General features: G+C 63.9%; 21 protein-coding genes. 10 read left to right on the top strand and 11 right to left on the bottom strand.

The window, feature by feature from the left end; translation table 11 throughout:
* Nucleotides 1-37: 37 nt before the first annotated feature.
* Genes ACSW29_RS29975 through ACSW29_RS29940 form a run of 8 tightly spaced genes read right to left on the bottom strand, consistent with a single transcriptional unit; the run spans nt 38 to nt 5130 of the window.
* A complete protein-coding gene (locus tag ACSW29_RS29975) occupies nt 38-445 on the bottom strand; it encodes an arsenate-mycothiol transferase ArsC (protein WP_003944607.1) in 408 nt (135 codons plus the stop codon).
* A 27-nt stretch (nt 446-472) separates the two neighbouring features.
* On the bottom strand, nt 473-1459 hold the full coding sequence (trxB, locus tag ACSW29_RS29970; RefSeq protein ID WP_003944628.1) for a thioredoxin-disulfide reductase: 987 nt from the start codon (nt 1457-1459) through the stop codon (nt 473-475).
* A gap of 41 nt (nt 1460-1500) precedes the next feature.
* The gene (locus ACSW29_RS29965; RefSeq protein WP_003944644.1) at nt 1501-1917 is read right to left on the bottom strand and encodes an arsenate reductase ArsC; all 417 of its coding nucleotides are present in this window, start codon (nt 1915-1917) and stop codon (nt 1501-1503) included.
* Nucleotides 1914-3002, bottom strand: a complete 1089-nt coding sequence (gene arsB / locus ACSW29_RS29960) for an ACR3 family arsenite efflux transporter (protein WP_003944591.1) — start codon at nt 3000-3002, stop codon at nt 1914-1916. Before arsB ends, ACSW29_RS29965 begins: the two co-directional genes overlap by 4 nt.
* Nucleotides 2999-3382 carry an ArsR/SmtB family transcription factor gene (locus ACSW29_RS29955; protein ID WP_037131620.1) on the bottom strand — a complete coding sequence of 128 codons (384 nt, stop codon included), beginning with the start codon at nt 3380-3382 and terminating at the stop codon, nt 2999-3001. The genes arsB and ACSW29_RS29955 overlap by 4 nt, the downstream gene beginning before the upstream one ends.
* 24 nt (nt 3383-3406) lie before the next feature.
* Nucleotides 3407-3733: a DUF3349 domain-containing protein gene (locus ACSW29_RS29950; protein ID WP_054186447.1), complete on the bottom strand. Its 327-nt coding sequence runs from the start codon at nt 3731-3733 to the stop codon at nt 3407-3409.
* A gap of 36 nt (nt 3734-3769) precedes the next feature.
* Nucleotides 3770-4441, bottom strand: a complete 672-nt coding sequence (locus ACSW29_RS29945; protein WP_448278967.1) for an arsenate reductase ArsC — start codon at nt 4439-4441, stop codon at nt 3770-3772.
* On the bottom strand, nt 4438-5130 hold the full coding sequence (locus tag ACSW29_RS29940) for an arsenate reductase/protein-tyrosine-phosphatase family protein (RefSeq protein ID WP_448278966.1): 693 nt from the start codon (nt 5128-5130) through the stop codon (nt 4438-4440). The genes ACSW29_RS29945 and ACSW29_RS29940 overlap by 4 nt, the downstream gene beginning before the upstream one ends.
* 231 nt (nt 5131-5361) lie before the next feature.
* Here ACSW29_RS29940 and pstS point away from each other — a divergent pair, with 231 nt between their 5' ends.
* The 6 genes from pstS to ACSW29_RS29910 all read left to right on the top strand — a co-directional run bounded on the left by pstS (nt 5362) and on the right by ACSW29_RS29910 (nt 11223).
* The gene (gene pstS / locus ACSW29_RS29935) at nt 5362-6489 is read left to right on the top strand and encodes a phosphate ABC transporter substrate-binding protein PstS (RefSeq protein ID WP_054827611.1); all 1128 of its coding nucleotides are present in this window, start codon (nt 5362-5364) and stop codon (nt 6487-6489) included.
* Between the two features lie 14 nt (nt 6490-6503).
* Nucleotides 6504-7568, top strand: a complete 1065-nt coding sequence (pstC, locus tag ACSW29_RS29930) for a phosphate ABC transporter permease subunit PstC (protein WP_425611646.1) — start codon at nt 6504-6506, stop codon at nt 7566-7568.
* Complete coding sequence (gene pstA / locus ACSW29_RS29925) at nt 7565-8467, top strand: phosphate ABC transporter permease PstA (protein WP_003944617.1); 903 nt, start codon at nt 7565-7567, stop codon at nt 8465-8467. The genes pstC and pstA overlap by 4 nt, the downstream gene beginning before the upstream one ends.
* Before the next feature lie 21 nt (nt 8468-8488).
* The gene (pstB, locus tag ACSW29_RS29920) at nt 8489-9265 is read left to right on the top strand and encodes a phosphate ABC transporter ATP-binding protein PstB (RefSeq protein WP_003944636.1); all 777 of its coding nucleotides are present in this window, start codon (nt 8489-8491) and stop codon (nt 9263-9265) included.
* A gap of 91 nt (nt 9266-9356) precedes the next feature.
* Complete coding sequence (locus ACSW29_RS29915; protein WP_003944618.1) at nt 9357-10106, top strand: winged helix-turn-helix transcriptional regulator; 750 nt, start codon at nt 9357-9359, stop codon at nt 10104-10106.
* Between the two features lie 52 nt (nt 10107-10158).
* Nucleotides 10159-11223 (top strand): helicase associated domain-containing protein, encoded by a 1065-nt coding sequence (locus tag ACSW29_RS29910; RefSeq protein ID WP_448278965.1) that lies wholly within the window; start codon nt 10159-10161, stop codon nt 11221-11223.
* Nucleotides 11224-11583: 360 nt separating this feature from the next.
* Here the strand turns inward: ACSW29_RS29910 and ACSW29_RS29905 are convergent, their stop codons facing one another.
* Nucleotides 11584-12006: a heavy metal-responsive transcriptional regulator gene (locus tag ACSW29_RS29905; RefSeq protein ID WP_011331632.1), complete on the bottom strand. Its 423-nt coding sequence runs from the start codon at nt 12004-12006 to the stop codon at nt 11584-11586.
* A gap of 339 nt (nt 12007-12345) precedes the next feature.
* On the opposite strand from ACSW29_RS29905, the gene ACSW29_RS29900 reads away from it, so the two are divergent.
* The 4 genes from ACSW29_RS29900 to ACSW29_RS29885 are packed head-to-tail and all read left to right on the top strand — an operon-like array spanning nt 12346 to nt 15844.
* Nucleotides 12346-12726 (top strand): ArsR/SmtB family transcription factor, encoded by a 381-nt coding sequence (locus ACSW29_RS29900; protein ID WP_003944657.1) that lies wholly within the window; start codon nt 12346-12348, stop codon nt 12724-12726.
* Nucleotides 12719-14671 carry a heavy metal translocating P-type ATPase gene (locus tag ACSW29_RS29895; RefSeq protein WP_003944623.1) on the top strand — a complete coding sequence of 651 codons (1953 nt, stop codon included), beginning with the start codon at nt 12719-12721 and terminating at the stop codon, nt 14669-14671. The genes ACSW29_RS29900 and ACSW29_RS29895 overlap by 8 nt, the downstream gene beginning before the upstream one ends.
* On the top strand, nt 14668-15192 hold the full coding sequence (gene lspA / locus ACSW29_RS29890) for a signal peptidase II (protein ID WP_011133466.1): 525 nt from the start codon (nt 14668-14670) through the stop codon (nt 15190-15192). The genes ACSW29_RS29895 and lspA overlap by 4 nt, the downstream gene beginning before the upstream one ends.
* Nucleotides 15193-15241: 49 nt before the next feature.
* Complete coding sequence (locus ACSW29_RS29885; protein ID WP_003944587.1) at nt 15242-15844, top strand: cadmium resistance transporter; 603 nt, start codon at nt 15242-15244, stop codon at nt 15842-15844.
* Between the two features lie 362 nt (nt 15845-16206).
* Here the strand turns inward: ACSW29_RS29885 and ACSW29_RS29880 are convergent, their stop codons facing one another.
* Both ACSW29_RS29880 and ACSW29_RS29875 read right to left on the bottom strand, forming a co-directional pair.
* Entirely contained in the window at nt 16207-17574 is a 1368-nt protein-coding gene (locus tag ACSW29_RS29880) for an MBL fold metallo-hydrolase (protein WP_003944677.1), read from the bottom strand.
* A gap of 53 nt (nt 17575-17627) precedes the next feature.
* Nucleotides 17628-17897, bottom strand: coding sequence for a metal-sensitive transcriptional regulator (locus ACSW29_RS29875; RefSeq protein WP_003944639.1), 270 nt, complete (start codon nt 17895-17897; stop codon nt 17628-17630).
* Between the last annotated feature and the right edge of the window lie 29 nt (nt 17898-17926).

Genomic DNA, 17926 nt, shown 5'->3' with positions numbered 1-17926 from the left:
TCCAGATCTTCTGCTGACAGCCGGGGTGATACGTCGATTACGTGGTCAGACGCCCGGCCAGGGCGTCGACGCGGGCAGCGATGTCGTCGCGGACCAGCCGCATTCGTTCGATTCCGTCGATGCCGCGTTCGGACGGCTCGTCGGTGTCCCAGTTCTCGAAGTCGGTACCGGCGACGGGATCGACCTTCGCTTCGCTGCCCAGGGTGACGACGAGGTCGACATTGCGCACCAGTTGCGGATCGATCAACGTCGGGGTCTCACCGGAGATGTCCACCCCGACCTCGAGGAGCGTTTCGGCGGACAGGGCGTTGACCGCGTCGCCGGGTTTGGTGCCGGCCGAGTACACGTCCACCTGGTCGCCGGCGGCTTTGCGCATGAGGCCGGCGGCCATCTGGGATTTGCCGCCGTTCTTGACGCACACGAACAGCACTGAAGGCTTGCTCATCGAAGTTCCTTTCGCTGGGTGTGGGAGTCAGACGGCGTCTACGGTGTGGCCGGCTGCGTCGAGCGTGTTGGCGGTGATGTCGCCGCGGTCGGCCAGCCAGCGTTCGGCGTCGATTGCTGCGGAGCATCCGGTGCCGGCAGCGGTGATCGCCTGACGGTACGTGTGATCGACCAGGTCACCGGCAGCGAAGACGCCGTCGACGGAGGTCGCGGTGGAACCGGGAGCGACGCGCACGTATCCGGCGTCGTCGAGATCGACCTGGTCCTTGACGAGCTCACTGCGCGGGTCGTGGCCGATGGCGACGAACATGCCGGTGATCTCGAGTGTGGAAGTTTCGCCGGTGACGGTGTCGCGCACGACGAGGCCGGTGACGCTGTTCTCACCGAGCACCTCGACGGGCTCTGCGTTGGTCAGGAAGCGGATCTTCTCGTTGGCCTTGGCGCGCTCGAGCATGATCCGTGAGGCGCGGAACTCCTCGCGGCGGTGCACCAGGGTGACCGAGCGAGCGAAGCGGGTGAGGAAGGTTGCTTCTTCCATCGCGGAATCGCCGCCGCCGACCACGACGATGTCCTGGTCACGGAAGAAGAAGCCGTCGCAGGTGGCGCAGGCGCTGACGCCGCGGCCGAGGAGGCGTTCTTCACCGGGAATGCCCAGGTAGCGGGCTGCTGCGCCCATGGCGAGGATGATCGCGTGCGCGGCGTAGGTTTCGCCGTTCGCGACGACCGTCTTGATCGGGCCGCTGAGATCGATCTCCTCGACGTCCTCGGTGCGGATGTCGGTGTCGAAGCGCAGTGCCTGCTCGCGCATCTGTTCCATCAGATCGGGGCCCATGATTCCTTCGCGGAATCCGGGGAAGTTCTCGACCTCGGTGGTGGTCATGAGGGCGCCACCGAACTGGGTTCCCTCGAAGAGCAGGGGCGCGAGCTCAGCGCGCGCGGTGTAGACACCAGCGGTGTAGCCGGCCGGTCCGGAACCGACAATGATGACGTCATGGACCGCGGACGGGATGGTCATAGTGTCTCTTTCACGGGATCGAATACGGGCAGTACGAGCGGTCAGCGCGATACCGACGGGGCGGTGAGTTCGCTGATCAAGGCTTGGACGCGGGTTTTGATCTCGTCGCGGATCGGGCGAACCGCGTCGATGCCTTGGCCGGCGGGATCGTCGAGGACCCAGTCGCGGTAGCTCTTGCCGGGGAAGATCGGGCAGGTGTCGCCGCATCCCATCGTGATCACGACATCCGAATCCTGCACGGCGTCGGTGGTGAGGATCTTCGGGGTCTGGGCAGAGATGTCGATTCCGAGCTCGGCCATCGCCTCGACCGCGGCGGAGTTGATGGTCTCCGCGGGGGCAGATCCGGCGGAGCGGACCTCGATGGCATCGCCGGCGAGGTGGCTCAGGAATCCCGCGGCCATCTGCGATCGGCCGGCGTTGTGGACACAGACGAACAGGACGCTGGGCTTGTCGGTCATGGGGCTGAAACCTTTCCGTCAGTGGGTGTGAAGCGTTTGCGTAGAGCAAGGGAGACATAGACCAGCCCGACGAGCACCGGTACCTCGATCAGCGGGCCGACTACGCCGGCAAGAGCTTGCCCCGAGGTGGCGCCGTAGGTGGCGATGGCTACGGCGATCGCGAGTTCGAAGTTGTTGCCCGCGGCGGTGAACGCCAGGGTCGTCGTGCGTTCATAGCCCAATCCGATTGCGGCGCCGAGGACGTAGCCTCCGCCCCACATGAGCGCGAAGTACGCGAGCAAGGGCAGCGCGATCCGGACGACGTCCCAGGGCTGGGAGGTGATCTGTTCGCCCTGCATCGAGAAGAGCACGACGATGGTGAACAGCAGACCGTAGAGCGCCCAGGGGCTGATCTTGGGGATGAACTTGTTGTCGTACCAGTCGCGGTCTTTGGCGCGTTCACCGAAGAAGCGGGACAGAAAACCTGCCAGCAGCGGGATACCGAGGAAGATCAGGACCGATTTCGCGATCTGCCAGGGCGAGGTGTCGATGGTGGTCTGTTCGAGGCCGAGCCACCCGGGCAGGACCGAGAGGTAGAACCAACCGAGCACGGCGAACATGATCACCTGGAACACCGAGTTGATGGCGACCAGCACCGCGGCGGCTTCGCGGTCTCCGCAGGCCAGGTCGTTCCAGATGATCACCATCGCGATGCAGCGAGCGATGCCGACGATGATCAAACCGGTTCGGTATTCCGGCAGGTCAGGCAGAAACAGCCAGGCGAGGGCGAACATCAGCGCCGGGCCGAGAACCCAGTTCAGGAACAGGGAGCCGGCGAGGAGTTTCTTGTCCCCGGTGACAGTGTCGAGGCGGTCGTAGCGAACTTTCGCCAACACCGGGTACATCATGATCAGCAGGCCGAGGGCGATCGGTAACGAGATGCCGTCGATCTGCACCTTGTCCAGGGCAGTGTTCACGCCGGGGATCCAGCGTCCAACCAGCAGGCCGACGACCATGGCCACGCCGATCCAGACCGCCAGATAGCGGTCGAGGGTGGAGAGTTTTCCGACGACTTCGGGGTGTTCGGTACTGGACGGGGCGCTCATACGGCGGTCTCCTGTGGGACGTCGGCGGCAGTGGATGATGCTTCCACGAGCAGAACGGCGGAAAGTTGTTGCAGGGCTGCGGGTATCACCCAGTAGTACACCCAGGTCCCGCGACGTTCGCAGTCGAGGAGTCCGGCCTGGCGCAACACCTTGAGGTGATGCGAAATCGTCGGCTGGGACAAGTCGAAGGTGTCGGAGATGTCGCAGACGCAGGCTTCACCGCCCTCGTGGCTGGCCACCAGGCTCAGCAGTCGCAGCCGGACGGGATCGCCGAGCGCTTTGAACATCCGGGCCAGATCACCAGCCCAGTCTTCGGTCAACGGTTCACGGTTGAGTGGCGAACAACAGGCGCCGGTCTCCGCCACATCTTGATTCGACATACATCAATATTGACATCGATCAAATCAGTTCGCAACATGGGGCACGCCTCTGGTTCTGCAGCACGGGAAGGCCCCTTCCCTGGACGCGGATTTCTCGATGGCCGCGCATACGGCACTCAGATCGGCGGGTGAGGGCATCCGCCGTGCGACAGCCGTGATGGCCACTTGGATGTCGATGGCCTCGGTGGCCGGCTCCCAGTCGAGCGCGATCACGATCTCACTGATCTGCGCAGGTGAGAGCCGTTGATCCATCAGAGCCAGTAGCGGGCTGTGACCGTATCTCGGTGCGTCCTGCGGGTAGCCGCTGCGAAGCCAGTGCACAAAAGCGGTGACCACTGCCGGAATGAACATGAGAGACCTTCTTCGCAAGGAATTCATCGACGAGCATCAGTGCTGGGCGGCGATGTCGATCTCGTCGAGCAATGTGAGTACTCGCCGTTCGATCTCGTCACGGATCGGGCGGATCGCGTCGACCCCGAGACCTGCGGGGTCGGGAAGGACCCATTCTTCGTAGCGGCGTCCGGGGAAGATCGGGCATGCATCTCCGCAGCCCATCGTGATGACGACGTCCGCTGCGCGGACCACTTCGTCAGTCCATGGCTTGGGGTATTCACCGCTGATGTCGATGCCACGTTCGGCCATTGCTTCGATGGCAGCTTCGTTGACGCTGGCGCCGGGTTCGGATCCGCCGGACCATGCGACGGCACGTTCCCCGGCGAGTTTTTCGAAGAATCCCATGGCCATCTGGGAGCGTCCGGCGTTGTGCGTGCACAAGAACAACACGGTGGGTTTGCCGTCGTTGGAGAGTCCTTCGACCTTGGCCAGGGCGCGTAGTCGCTGCCGGGCGAAGCGTTCGGCCAGGAGAGGGAGGTAGTTGACGACGGAGGCGCGGCCGGCGAACTGGTCGTAGGACGAATGCAGGAACCGCTCGATGGTTTCGGTGTTGAAGACGTCGGTGAATTCCGTGGCCAGGTGTGCGGCGGCACTTTTGAGGGCCAACCGTTGATCGATGGTCAGGTCGTCGCGGTGATGTGTTGTGGTGCTGAGGTTGTCGGTCATGAGAGTTCTCCGTTCGGGAGGCAATGGGGGGCGAGTCGAGCGACTCGGTGGTCGATGTCGTCGAAGGCTCGGTCGAACGCTGCGGCACTACCGGTGCGGGCAGGGTCCGGAATCGACCAGTGAAGAGAGTTCGGGTTTTCGCGCATTTCTTCGTGGGCGTTGTCGCACACGGCGATGACCATGTCCCCGGGCGCGAGGACATCGGCGACATCGGCCGGGCGCGTGGCGTCGAGAGGTAGGTCGTGGCGGCGGGCGGCGGCGAGGGCTCCACTGTGAACTCGGGGAGCGGGGTGGGTGCCGGCCGATGCTGCCGGGATGTGGGATTGCTTGTTCCACAACGCCGCGGCCAGTTGCGAGCGCGCGGAATTGTGGGTGCACACGAACACGATCCGCGTCACAGCCAAGGGCGACGAGGTAGGAACGAGCACCTCCAGCGCGGTGGGCTCGAGTCGTAGGTAGGTACGGCGCTTGTCACCTTCGGATCGCGATCGGTGCACGAGACCAGCGCGTTCGAGGACCCCGAGGTGGTGGGCGAGCAGATTCGAGGAGATGGAGAGTCGGCGTTGCAGTTCCGACGGCGATGCGTCGCCGAGGACGAGCATGTCCACGATCGACAACCGTGCCGGATCGGCCAGGGCGCCATAGAGAGCGGCGCGTTGTTCGAGCGAGAACTTTTGCTCAATAGTCATTGAGTCAATACTCACTGAGTTAATTTGGGATTGTCAAGCAATACCTGCCGGTAGCCGGGCTGTTCATTCAACTTTCGCCCATGGATTCATGTTCCGTTCATTTTCGCAGCGATATCCGTTCATCCCCGGCCTCTAGGTTCATCACCCGAGCGGCAATCAGCGCTGCTCAGTGTCACTCGATCTCGGTGGCCGCGCGCCGCGCGAGCAACCCCGATACTTCGAAGGAACTACGTGAAGCTCAAGCGATCTGGCGCCGCCCTCAGTGTGCTGGCGGCCAGCACCCTCCTGCTTTCAGCGTGCGGCAGCGACAACAACACCGGCGCGACGGGTTCGACCGGAGCTACTGGCGCGGGCTCGACCTCGAATGTCGAGTGCGGCGGCAAGTCGGCACTCAAGGGCAGTGGTTCCACCGCCCAGGCCAACGCCATGACGCGTTTCGTGAATGCGTTCGAGCAGGCGTGCAGCGGACAGACCCTCAACTACACCTCCAACGGCTCCGGCGCCGGTGTGAGTGAGTTCATCGGAAACCAGACCGACATCGGTGGTTCCGATTCTCCGCTCAGCAAGGACAAGGGCGAGTACGACCGCGCGAAAGAACGCTGCACCAGCGACGCCTGGAACCTTCCCGTCGTCTTCGGCCCGCTCGCGGTGACCTACAACGTCAAGGGTGTCGACGACCTCGTCCTCGACGGCCCCACCTCTGCCAAGATCTTCAACGGTGCGATCACCACCTGGGACGATCCGGCGATCAAGGCTCTCAACGAGGGCGCTTCGCTGCCGTCGGAGAAGATCAACGTGATCTACCGCAACGACGAGTCGGGCACCACCGACAACTTCCAGAAGTACCTCGACGCAGCCTCGGACGGCGCCTGGGGCAAAGGCGCGGGCAAGTCGTTCGTCGGTGGCGTCGGTGAGGGCGCCAAGGGCAACGAGGGCACCTCCGCCGCCATCAAGAGCACCGAAGGCGCGATCACCTACAACGAGTGGTCCTTCGCCAAGGCTCAGAACCTGCAGACCGCCAAGATCGTGACCTCCGCCGGTCCCGAACCGGTCGAGATCACCACCGAGACCGTCGGCAAGACCATCGCCGGCGCCACCATCAAGGGTGAGGGCAACGACCTCGTGCTCGACACGTCCACCTTCTACAAGCCCGCCGAGACCGGCGCGTACCCGATCGTGCTGGCTACCTACGAGATCGTGTGCTCGAAGTACCCCGACGCCGAGGTCGGCACCGCTGTCCGCGCGTTCCTGCAGTCCACGATCGGCGCCGGCCAGAACGGTCTCGAGGAAAACGGGTACATCCCGCTCCCGAGCGCGTTCCAGCAGAAGCTGACCACCGCAGTCAACGCGATCTCCTGATTGCCTGATCAGCGATGGCTCTGCACCCCGACGACGTAACCCGCTCCCCGGAGACGCCCACTGCGGCGGCTCCGGGGGCGGGCGGAAAGATACCCGGCATGCCTGATCACAGCGGCAAGACTTCCCCGACCATTCCCTCGTCTCTTTCGACCGGAAAACACCAGTTCGGTGACAAGGTCTTCCGGTGGCTGGCCACCGGTGCCGGTGCCACGATCGTCGTCTCCATCGGCCTGATCGCCATCTTCCTGCTCATTCGCGCCATCCCGTCGCTGCAAGCGAACAACGCGAACTTCTTCACCAGCACCGAATTCGTCACCAGCGATGCATCGAATCTGCGTTTCGGTATCCGTGACCTCCTGACGGTCACCGTGCTCAGTTCGGTGTTCGCTCTGGCGATTGCGGTGCCGATCGCACTGGGTATCGCTGTGTTCTTGACGCAGTACGCGCCAGCGCGTCTCTCCCACGCTTTCGGCTCGATCGTCGATCTCCTCGCCGCAGTGCCCTCGATCGTGTTCGGTCTCTGGGGAATTTTCATCCTCGCCCCCAAGCTCAGCCCGGTCGCGGAGTTCCTCAACGACAACCTCGGCTGGTTCTTCCTCTTCAGCGAAGGCAACGTCTCCTTGACCGGAGGCGGAACCATCTTCACCGCAGGAATTGTTCTCGCGGTGATGATCTTGCCGATCATCACCTCCGTCACCCGTGAGGTATTCCGCCAGACACCGCGCTCGCAGATCGAAGCGGCACAGGCCCTCGGCGCCACCAAATGGGAAGTCGTGCGTATGACCGTGCTGCCTTTCGGGCGCAGCGGCATCATCGCCGCGTCGATGCTCGGTCTGGGTCGCGCTCTCGGTGAAACCGTGGCCGTGCTGATCATCTTGCGTTCGGCTGCCAATGCCTCGACCTGGTCGCTCTTCGACGGCGGTTACACCTTCGCCTCGAAGATCGCCTCTGCAGCGGCAGAGTTCAGTGCTCCCCTTCCGACCGGCGCGTACATCGCCGCTGGTTTCGTCCTCTTCGCATTGACCTTCGTCGTCAACGCACTCGCTCGCATGGTCGCGAAAGGCAAGGTCAACGGATGAGCGCCGATCTCCTCGATGCGCCGGCCAAGGCGCCGACGTTCCAAAGCATCAGCACCAGCCGCAAAGCCAAGAACGGTATCGCCACCGTACTGTTCTACGCTGCCTTCGGTATCGCGCTGATTCCTCTGGTGTGGGTGCTGTTCACCGTCATCGAAAAGGGATGGCGCGCCATCACCTCCTCCGGTTGGTGGACGAATTCTCTGCAGGGTGTGCTTCCGGAACAGTTCGCCGGCGGCATCTACCACGCGCTGTACGGCACCTTGATCCAAGCAGCGATCGCAGCGCTCATCTCCGTCCCGCTCGGCATCATGGCCGCGATCTACCTGGTCGAATACGGGCGCGGAGCCTTCGCTCGCACAGTGACCTTCATGGTCGACGTTCTCGCAGGTGTGCCCTCGATCGTTGCGGCGTTGTTCGTTTTCAGCCTGTGGATCGCCACCCTCGGATTCGAACAGAGCGCTTTTGCCGTCTCGCTGGCGCTGGTGCTGCTGATGCTGCCGGTCGTCGTACGCAACACCGAGGAAATGCTCAAGCTCGTCCCGGACGAGCTTCGGGAAGCCTCCTACGCACTGGGCGTCCCGAAGTGGAAGACGATCATGCGCATCGTCATCCCGACCGCGATGCCGGGCATCATCAGCGGAGTCTTGCTCTCCATCGCCCGAGTCATGGGTGAAACAGCTCCGGTCCTCGTGCTCGTCGGCTACTCCCGCTCGATCAATTTCGACGTCTTCGAAGGCAACATGGCCTCGCTCCCGCTGCTGATCTACACCGAGCTGATCAACCCGCAGCCTGCAGGCCAGCTCCGAGTGTGGGGCGCAGCCCTGACGCTGATCATCGTCATGGCACTCCTCAACCTTCTTGCGGCGCTCGCGACCCGCTTCCTCACCAACAAGCGCTAGAAACGGACAGGAACACCAGACATGGCCAAGCGCCTCGACATCAAAGATCTCAACATCTACTACGGCAAGTTTCACGCTGTCGCCGATGTGGGCCTGTCCGTCCCGCCCCGGAGCGTGACCGCGTTCATCGGTCCGTCCGGCTGCGGAAAGTCGACGGTCCTGCGCACTCTCAACCGCATGCACGAAGTAATTCCCGGTGCGCGCGTCGAGGGTTCGGTCCTGCTCGACGGCGAGGACATCTACGATTCCAGCGTCGATTCGGTAGGCGTTCGCAAGACCATCGGCATGGTCTTCCAGCGACCCAACCCCTTCCCGACCATGTCCATCAAGGACAACGTCGTCGCCGGCCTGAAACTGAGCGGTGAACGCAACAGGAAGAAGCTCGACGAGGTGGCCGAGCGTTCGCTGCGCGGCGCCAACCTGTGGAACGAGGTCAAGGATCGCCTCGACAAGCCCGGTGGTGGCCTCTCAGGCGGTCAGCAGCAGCGTCTGTGCATCGCGCGTGCCATCGCCGTCTCGCCCGACGTCCTGCTCATGGACGAGCCGTGCTCCGCGCTCGACCCGATCTCGACTCTCGCGATCGAGGACCTGATGACCGAGCTGAAGAAGGACTTCACCATCGTCATCGTCACGCACAACATGCAGCAGGCTGCGCGTGTGAGTGACCAGACGGCTTTCTTCAACCTCGAGGCAACCGGCAAGCCCGGTCGACTCGTCGAGATCGACGACACCGAGAAGATCTTCTCGAACCCGACACAAAAAGCCACCGAGGACTACATCTCCGGTCGCTTCGGCTGAGCGACACTGTGGCTGTGCGGGCAGTCGACCTCCTCCTCACCGGCTACTTCAGGTGAGACAATGGGTACGTTCTGAAATAGGGGGTCGACAGTTGACTATCGAATTGCGTCAGCCGGACCGGGAGGTCGCTGCGGGAGCGCATTACGGCTACTCCTTGGCCGATTCGCATACGCGTCTGCTTCTGGCGGAGCCGGACCCAGCCACCGCTGCGCAGTTCATGGCGGCCGCCGACCACATGGGGATTCGCACCGACTGGTGCCGTGACGGTGCCGAGACTCTACTGGCGGTGGGTGCAGAGGTGCCGACCGTCCTGATCTTGGCTGCTCACACCGACAACGTCGACGCCGCCCGAGTGGTGGCCACGATTCGAAGCCGGTCCGATGTTCCGATCCTGGTCGGTGCAGCCAAGTCGGGCGACGAGCGCATCGTGCGCGAAGTCCTCGCCGCGGGCGCGTCGGCGGTCGTTGCCCGCCCGTACGACATCACCACCATTGCTCCGTTCGCCGGCATCACCGCGCTCTCCCTCGCCGAAGACAGTGTCGTCACCGCCGGACCGATCCGGGTCAACCCCAGTGGCTACGAGACCCGCGTCGGAAACCGCGAAGTGCAGTTGACGCAGCGGGAGTTCGAACTGCTCGTCTACCTGATCAAACGCCGCGGCCACGTCGCCAGCCAAAGCGAGATCAGCCTCGCAGTCTGGGGTCACAGCGCCGAAACGAACACCGTCGCGGTGCACGTGAAGCGGCTACGTGAAAAACTCGGCTCGGACACCCAGCACGGACAGTTCATTCGCACCATCCGCGGCGCCGGCTACCGCCTCGCTCCTTCCTTATGTGCATGAACCCATCAGCTCCCTGCGGTAGCAGAACCCGGAAGAACTCCCAGGTCGTGTGATGGGCGCACCCACAGACGACTGGGAATCAGGATTCCGAGCACTGACGAAGTTCGTCGAACTCAAAGGTCATGCCGGCCCCGCAGGTCGAGTCCATGCGTTCGGAATCGACCTCGGCGGCTGGGTGGCACGTCGACGGATCGCATACTGGGACGGCACACTCTCCGCCGCTGAAGCCGACCTCCTCGAAAACCTACCCGGCTGGACCTGGGGGAAACCGCGACGCAAAAGTTGGCGAGCAGCACTGTCCGCATTATCGGACGAGCTCGCCGCGCGCCCCGACACGGACCTGTCGTCGACTCTCGTGATCGATGGTATCGATCTGGTCGCATGGGCGAACGCCCAGCGCACAGCCCACCAGAATGGCGAGCTCACCGACACCCAGATTCTCATGCTCGAAGCCCTACCCGCCTGGATGTGGGACAACGACACCGTTCGTTGGGAAACCGGGCGCTCTGCACTCGAGATGTACCTCCGAGAGCACGATGGTGCCGATGTCCCTCGCTCAGCGCGCGCCAACAGCTTCGACGTGGGCAAATGGGTGTTCCGCTGCCGAGAAGAGCATCGCGCCGGCACCCTGCCCCCGGATCGTATCGCCGAACTGAACAAGCTCCCAGGGTGGCGATGGGGCCGCGAGAGCGACGCGTGGATACAGGGGATCTCGGCCCTTAAGGCCTACACCGCCATCCACGGAACAGCCTCCCCCCGACAATCAGAGATCCTCGACGGGTTCTCCCTCGGACAGTGGGTCCACCACCGGCGCCGCGACTACAAAACCGGCACCCTGGCGATCGAGAAAATCGCCGCCCTCGAAGCGCTGCCCGGCTGGGACTGGGATCCTTTCCAAACACAATGGGAGAGAGGGTTTTCCGTATTGACTCAGTTCGTCGCGAACTCCGGTCATGCTCGACCATCCAAGAGCGCGGTCACCGGAACTTATCCCCTCGGCGAATGGGTCAGCACCCAACGAAAACACCACCACCGAGGAATTCTGTCCGACGCCCGCTCCGCACGACTCGAACAACTTCCAGGTTGGCGCTGGATCGACGACAAACAGCACGAGTAAACCCGGCAAGTGAACCGTCGCAAGACAACCCCACTCATGCTCGCCAGCAACCTTGGATCACAGCGATGCAGGTTTCGCAGAGGATTCCTGCTTTCCAAGGCAAGGCGAAGTGCACATGGCTCCCTGGGAACGAAAGTTCCGGAAACGCTCAATGGTGACCTCGGCCCCCGAGTGGCGGCGCCTGTCAATTCCCGCACCCGGAGAATCCGCCGAATCGATGTTCCCGACAGATCCCGACACCACTACTTCTGCACCGGACTGATCAACACACCGGCAACACCGCTACAACCGCTTCGCTCACCTCATCACATTGCTGAGCGCCGAACCTGCTGAAACAGGGGGGTGCACCCGCAATCGATTTCACGATTCAGCAACACCGTCCTGAGGCTCAGATTCCAGGATCCAGCACACACCGACATCGTCGGTTTCCGGCGGAATCCCACTTTCCGCTCGACCCAGCAGCGCAACAAGGTTTGTTTCGAGGGTGGCAAGTTCGCGGATCTTGCCACGAACCTGGGAGAGATGCTCCGAGAGCATCTCCACGACCTGCTCACAAGGAGCCGCCCCGCGGTCATGGGTGGTGAGGATCTGGCGGATCTCTCGCAAGGTGAGACCTGCAGACTGGGCGCTGCGGACGAACCGCAAACGCGAAAGAGATTCCGGACCGAAATCCCGGTAGCCGTTGGACTTTCGGACCGGGACGGGAATCACCCCACTGTCCTCGTAGAAACGCAGCGTCTTCGGGGCAACGCCACTCCGAGCGGCCAGTTCACCAATTTTCACGAGATCCTTGACCTTCCATCGCACTGGAATGTCCATTATGGATGACGTTCGGGAACCGCAGGTGACTCGGACCGCTCGTCGTCGCGCTGACGGCGAACGCTCAGAAGGAGGTGTGAAATGAACCCACTGGAGATGTTGTGCGACTGGCTGTGTCGAGCGATGGGTCCTTGCTGTCCCCCCATGTGATGCCGTGGCGAGCAACTCGGAATCTACCGATGTCACTTCGCCGTTCCTGGTGAGGTACGTCGGCCGGCCACCGTTCGGCTGGCGTACCGCATTCACTTCCAAGTCCGGTGCATCACCCTTCCTCGAATCGCCCTACATTGCTATCATCGTTTTATGACGATGAATAACGAGTCGGGATGCCTCGCTGCAACCGGCAGCGGGTCCAGTCTGGATGCGGCAGTGGCACTGTTCCACAGTCTCTCGGATGGCACCCGGTTGTCGATCGTGCGCCGTCTCGCCGAAGGAGAAGCGCGGGTTGCGGATTTGATCGGTGAACTCGGCCTCGCCCAGTCGACGGTGTCCGCACATGTCGCATGCCTACGTGATTGCGGTCTGGTCGACGGCAGACCAGAAGGTCGGCAGGTGTTCTACTCGCTGGCCCGACCGGAGTTGATGGACCTACTCGCCTCGGCGGAGACGCTGCTTGCCGCGACAGGGAACGCGGTTGCCCTGTGCCCGAATTACGGCACCGACACCGGAGATAGCCGTGAGTGACGCGTGCGGCTGCGGCCACGACGAACCCCGCGCCGAGGGCGAGGAAGAACACGAGATCGAAAAGTGGTGGCAGGTTACCGAGATCCGGGCGGCCGCAGCAGCGGGCGTGCTGCTGATCGCGGCCCTGACAGTCCGGCTGGCCGGCGGGCCTGATGCTCTCGGGATCGGCTTCGAAGCGGGCGCGCTGATCATTGCCGGCTACACCTTCGTCCCGTCCACTCTCACACGCCTGGCCAAGGGCAAGATCGGCGTCGGCACCCTGATGACGATCGCGGCCGTCGGCGCGGTACTGCTCGGCGAGGTCGGCGAAGCAGCCATGCTCGCATTCTTGTTCGCGATCAGCGAGGGACTCGAAGAGTATGCCGTCACCCGCACTCGCCGTGGCCTGCGCGCCCTGCTGTCCCTGGTCCCGGACACCGCGACAGTGCTCCGCGGCGGCCGGGAGGAAACCGTCCCGCCCTCGGAGCTCGAGCTCGGTGAGGTCATGATCGTCAAGCCCGGGGAACGGATCGCCACCGACGGCATCATTCGCAGCGGGCGCACCGCCCTGGATACCTCCGCGATCACCGGAGAGTCGATGCCCGTCGAAGCCGGTCCCGGCGACGAGGTGTTCGCCGGGTCGATCAACGGCACCGGCGTCCTCGAAGTCGAGGTCACCGCAGATGCGCAGGACAATTCGCTGGCCAAGATCGTGCGGATCGTCGAGGCCGAGCAGTCCCGCAAGGGCGAGGCGCAACGCCTCGCCGACAAGATCGCCAAGCCGCTGGTTCCGGGCGTGATGATCGTCGCCGCGGCTATCGCCGCGGTCGGTAGCATGCTCGGTGATCCGCTGGTGTGGATCGAACGAGCCCTGGTGGTACTGGTCGCCGCGTCGCCGTGCGCGCTGGCCATCGCGATCCCCGTCACCGTTGTCGCCGCAATCGGCGCAGCATCCAAGCTCGGCGTCCTGGTCAAGGGCGGCGCTGCCCTCGAAGCGCTCGGCCGGATCCGCACCGTCGCGTTGGACAAGACCGGCACCCTTACCCGCAACCAACCCGCCGTGATCGACGTCGCGACCGCGAACGGCGCCGACCGCGGGGACGTTCTCGCGGTGGCCGCAGCGTTGGAAGCGCGTAGCGAGCACCCTCTCGCTCGCGCGATTCTCGCCGCCGTCGAGGACTATGTGCCTGCCGACGACGTGGACGCGGTCACAGGGGCGGGCTTGACCGGCTACATCGACGGCATACCTGTGCGCCTCGGTCGACCGGGCTGGATCGACCCGGGTCCGCTGGCAGGGGATATCGAGCGGATGCAGCATGCCGGCGCCACTGCGGTGCTGATCGAGCGCGCCGGAACGGTCATCGGGGCGGTCGCCGTCCGTGACGAGCTCCGACCGGAAGCACGTGAGGTGGTTGCCGGGCTACGACGCGGCGGGTACACCGTCGCGATGCTCACCGGCGACAACGAACGCACCGCCCAAGCGCTGGCCGCCGACGTCGGCATCGACGACGTGCACGCCGACCTGCGCCCGGAGGACAAGGCACGGATCGTGGAAACCTTGCGTGCGCGCCGCCCGACGGCAATGGTCGGGGACGGTGTCAACGACGCCCCCGCCCTGGCCACCGCCGACTTGGGCATTGCCATGGGCGCGATGGGATCCGACGTGGCCATCGAGACCGCCGATGTTGCTCTGATGGGCGAAGACCTGCGGCACCTGCCGCAGGCGTTGGCGCACGCGCGCCGCTCCCGGACCATCATGCTGCAGAACGTCGGACTGTCGCTGGCGATCATCACCGTCCTGATGCCGTTGGCCTTGTTCGGGGTCCTCGGCCTGGCCGCCGTGGTCCTGGTGCACGAGGTCGCTGAGATCGTGGTCATCGCCAACGGTGTCCGGGCCGGCCGCGCGCAAGCCTTCCCCACCGGATCGGTACCCGCACCGGCGGGGAAGGTCGAGGCCCGCACGTGAGCGAATTAGCGGCTCGATCAATCCGCACAGGTAGCACGCGGCGGGTGATTCTCGTGGTCGTCGGTCTCGCTCTCATCGCGATCGCACTGTCGGCCGAACCCGTTGCGCGCCGTACCCTTTCCGGTGCACGCACCGTCGATATGGGATTGCTGCAACTGAAGTTGGCGTACAACAGCGGTGTCGCGTTCAGCATCGGCCAACAGCTTCCGGCCTGGATCATCCTCGCGGTCACCGCCGCCATCACTCTCGGCGTCGGAATTTACGCCTGGCGCACCGTCCCCACCGCTTCACTGGTGGGGACGGTGGGTTGGTCGGCGATCCTCGCCGGAGCTGCCGCCAACGTGATCGATCGTGCCGTCGACGGAAAGGTCACCGACTATTTCCACACCGGCTGGTGGCCCACCTTCAACCTCGCCGACACCTACATCACCTGCGGCGTCGTGCTGCTCGTCGCATCACTGATCTTTGAGTCCACCCACGACCCGGCCGATCCCCCGCCCGCACAGGAGAGTTCGAAATGACAGCAATACCCGAGATCAGGCCGCGCCGCGGCAGCCGCCGGATGCGAGGATGATCGGCACCATCGCCGCGGCGGTAGCGATGTTCGCCGGCACCAACATCGACGACATCGTCGTACTGACCGTCCTGTTCGTCGCCTCCGCCAGTCAAGGACGGCCGCGGGCATGGCAGATCGTTGCCGGCCAGTACCTCGGCCTGATCACCCTCGTCGCGATCAGTGTGGTCGCCGCCCTCGGGTTGGTGATCGTGCCCGAGGACTGGGTTGGACTACTCGGATTACTTCCCCTGTCGCTAGGAATCTGGGGACTGATCCAGGGCTTACGCAGCGACGGAGACGGTGAACCCGTAGTGGTCGCGGCCGGGACGATCAGCGTCGCCGCCATCACCATCGCCAACGGCGCCGACAACATCGCCGTCTACACCCCGGTCTTCCGCACTCTCGGTGCGCCCCAGACCATCGTTACCATCGCCGTGTTCCTGATCTGTGTCGGACTCTGGTGCGCCGCCGGCAGAATGCTCGGCACCCACAAGAAGGTCATCGACACCCTCGAGCGCGTCGAGCACTGGCTCGTGCCCACAGTCTTCATCGGGCTGGGCGTCATCATCCTGCTCGAATCCGGTGTGATCGGCCGCCTGATCGCCGCCGCGGCATGACCGACACTGCTGGCACGGTGGCACCTTGATCCGTCCCGGCTCCTCGCGGTCGCCGGGGCACGCGGATGTCTGCGACTCCGCGCACCGCATCCCGGCCGGAACCGTGCATGGCGCGTCACAACGGTCCGGCCACCGAAGCAAAGGCGAGCGGAAGATCCAGTGCGAATTGGCAGAACGACAAACTCGGACGGCGCCCGAATGATCGTTGGACCAGCGGTGGCCGCCTTCTCGGACGTCGGCACGGGCAGGGGTTGGGCTTCCTGCCCTCTGTCGGAATTATCCGATGGCCGTTTGCTGAAATCGGGGAGATCAGCCCCGTGAACCACTCGCATCGTGCGGCTTGCGCAGCGGCGGCGCATTCGTCAGGCGGGCGATGTGTGGAGGCCGAGCTGCACGGCATGCTCGTAGTCATCGTCGATGAGGACCACTGTGCGGTGTTCGCGGTCGAGAAGTGAAGCGGCGATCGATGCGCGGTAACCGGATGCGCAGTGCACCCACACTTCGGCCGCGGAAACTTCCTCGAGTCGGTGTGGTAGCTCGTGGAGGGGGATGTTCACGGCACCAGGAAGGTGGCTGTCCGCGTACTCGGACTGTTGACGCGCATCGAGGACGCTTATCTCACGTTCGCCGGTGGCCGCCGCGAGTCCGGCGAAGTCGGATACATCGTAGGAGCGGACCTTTCCGTCGCCGACGAGCGAGTGAATCTCACCGACGGCGGATCCGGAGGGACTGTCGATGCCGATCCGAGCCAGCTCGCGGGTCGCCTCGGCGATCTGGTCGGTTGTTTCACCGATCAGCGTCAACGGCACGCCCCACTGATAAAGCCATCCGAGATAGGTGACGAAGCTGGTCGACAGTTCGAACCCGAGAGAGCCATCGACGTGGCCGGCGGCGAAAGCGGTGCGTGCTCGTAGGTCAACGACCCATTGCCCGGCGTCGATGCGGCGACGTAGTTCGTCTGGATCGACGGGCTCGGGCATGGACAGGTCGATCGGGGCCGGCCCTTTGGTGTTGATGACGCCCATATGGGCGTAGTACGCGGGATATGCAGACAGGCCCGCGATCAGCTCGTCGACATAGGTGTGTTCGTCCTGAGTCAGTGCGGGGTTGGACTGCTGCTGTTCACCGATGGTGGATGAGTCCCCGCTGGTCGGAGTTGCGGCACAGAAGCTACCGAACCCATGTGTGGGGTAGACCTCCACCTCAGCGGCCAGTTCGGCCGCGATACGGCGGACCGAATGGTACTGCGCGTGGGTCAGTTCATCAGTGTGCTCGGAGCCGAGCAGGTCAGTGCGCCCGGTGGACCCGTAGAGCATGGAGCCGCCGGTGAAGATTGCGATCGGCTCGCCGCGCCGGTGCAGAACGTAACTGACGTGGTGATGAGTATGCCCTGGGGTGTGCATGACCTCGAACGTCGTCGATCCCGCGTCGACGACATCGCCGTCGACGACTGCTCGGCGCTCGTATTCGACCGGATCGCCGTCCGGGACGACGTATTCGGCACCCGTGGCGCGCGCAAGTTCCAGGCCGCCAGTGACGTAGTCGTTGTGGATGTGAGTTTCCAGCACGTGGGTGATGACAGCGTTCTTTTCTGCTGCCAGCGCCCGGACGCGGTCGATGTCGCGTTGTGGATCGATCACCACGGCGATACCGTCGTGGCTGATCAGATAGCTGCGGTCGCCGAGGCTGGAAGTTTCAATGATGGCGATGTCCGGGTCGGTCGTGCTCATGGGGAGCTCCTACATGTTGTCGGTCGGCCTCGTTCCTGATGTGAAGCGGGCGTTCAGGCCAGCGCCAGGAAGAGCTTTTCCAGTTCTGCTTCGGTCATGGGTTCTTTGTTGTCTGCCGCTTCGCCTGTCATGCACTCTCGGAGACCGGTAGCGACGATCTTGAAGCCAGCTTTGTCGAGGGCCCTGGAAACAGCGGCGAGCTGGGTGACAACGTCTTTGCAATCGCGTCCGTTCTCGATCATGCCGATCACTCCCGAGAGTTGGCCGTGTGCGCGGCGGAGGCGGTTGAGGACCAATGCGATGCTGTCTTCGTCGCCGATCATGGGGTCTCCTTCAGATGCATGATGATGCC

This window comes from Rhodococcus sp. GB-02, from assembly GCF_053470465.1.
The sequence above is the reverse complement of the archived record's forward strand: the minus strand, read 5'-3'. Positions and strand labels throughout refer to the sequence as shown.

What these genes read in the sequence shown, in the direction of transcription:
- ACSW29_RS29975 (WP_003944607.1), bottom strand. Translation starts at nt 445, where the DNA reads ATGAGCAAGCCTTCAGTGCTGTTCGTGTGCGTCAAGAACGGCGGCAAA.
- trxB (WP_003944628.1), bottom strand. Translation starts at nt 1,459, where the DNA reads ATGACCATCCCGTCCGCGGTCCATGACGTCATCATTGTCGGTTCCGGA.
- ACSW29_RS29965 (WP_003944644.1), bottom strand. Translation starts at nt 1,917, where the DNA reads ATGACCGACAAGCCCAGCGTCCTGTTCGTCTGTGTCCACAACGCCGGC.
- arsB (WP_003944591.1), bottom strand. Translation starts at nt 3,002, where the DNA reads ATGAGCGCCCCGTCCAGTACCGAACACCCCGAAGTCGTCGGAAAACTC.
- ACSW29_RS29955 (WP_037131620.1), bottom strand. Translation starts at nt 3,382, where the DNA reads ATGTCGAATCAAGATGTGGCGGAGACCGGCGCCTGTTGTTCGCCACTC.
- ACSW29_RS29950 (WP_054186447.1), bottom strand. Translation starts at nt 3,733, where the DNA reads ATGTTCATTCCGGCAGTGGTCACCGCTTTTGTGCACTGGCTTCGCAGC.
- ACSW29_RS29945 (WP_448278967.1), bottom strand. Translation starts at nt 4,441, where the DNA reads ATGACCGACAACCTCAGCACCACAACACATCACCGCGACGACCTGACC.
- ACSW29_RS29940 (WP_448278966.1), bottom strand. Translation starts at nt 5,130, where the DNA reads ATGACTATTGAGCAAAAGTTCTCGCTCGAACAACGCGCCGCTCTCTAT.
- pstC (WP_425611646.1), top strand. Translation starts at nt 6,504, where the DNA reads ATGGCTCTGCACCCCGACGACGTAACCCGCTCCCCGGAGACGCCCACT.
- pstA (WP_003944617.1), top strand. Translation starts at nt 7,565, where the DNA reads ATGAGCGCCGATCTCCTCGATGCGCCGGCCAAGGCGCCGACGTTCCAA.
- pstB (WP_003944636.1), top strand. Translation starts at nt 8,489, where the DNA reads ATGGCCAAGCGCCTCGACATCAAAGATCTCAACATCTACTACGGCAAG.
- ACSW29_RS29910 (WP_448278965.1), top strand. Translation starts at nt 10,159, where the DNA reads ATGGGCGCACCCACAGACGACTGGGAATCAGGATTCCGAGCACTGACG.
- ACSW29_RS29900 (WP_003944657.1), top strand. Translation starts at nt 12,346, where the DNA reads ATGACGATGAATAACGAGTCGGGATGCCTCGCTGCAACCGGCAGCGGG.
- ACSW29_RS29885 (WP_003944587.1), top strand. Translation starts at nt 15,242, where the DNA reads ATGATCGGCACCATCGCCGCGGCGGTAGCGATGTTCGCCGGCACCAAC.
- ACSW29_RS29880 (WP_003944677.1), bottom strand. Translation starts at nt 17,574, where the DNA reads ATGAGCACGACCGACCCGGACATCGCCATCATTGAAACTTCCAGCCTC.
- ACSW29_RS29875 (WP_003944639.1), bottom strand. Translation starts at nt 17,897, where the DNA reads ATGATCGGCGACGAAGACAGCATCGCATTGGTCCTCAACCGCCTCCGC.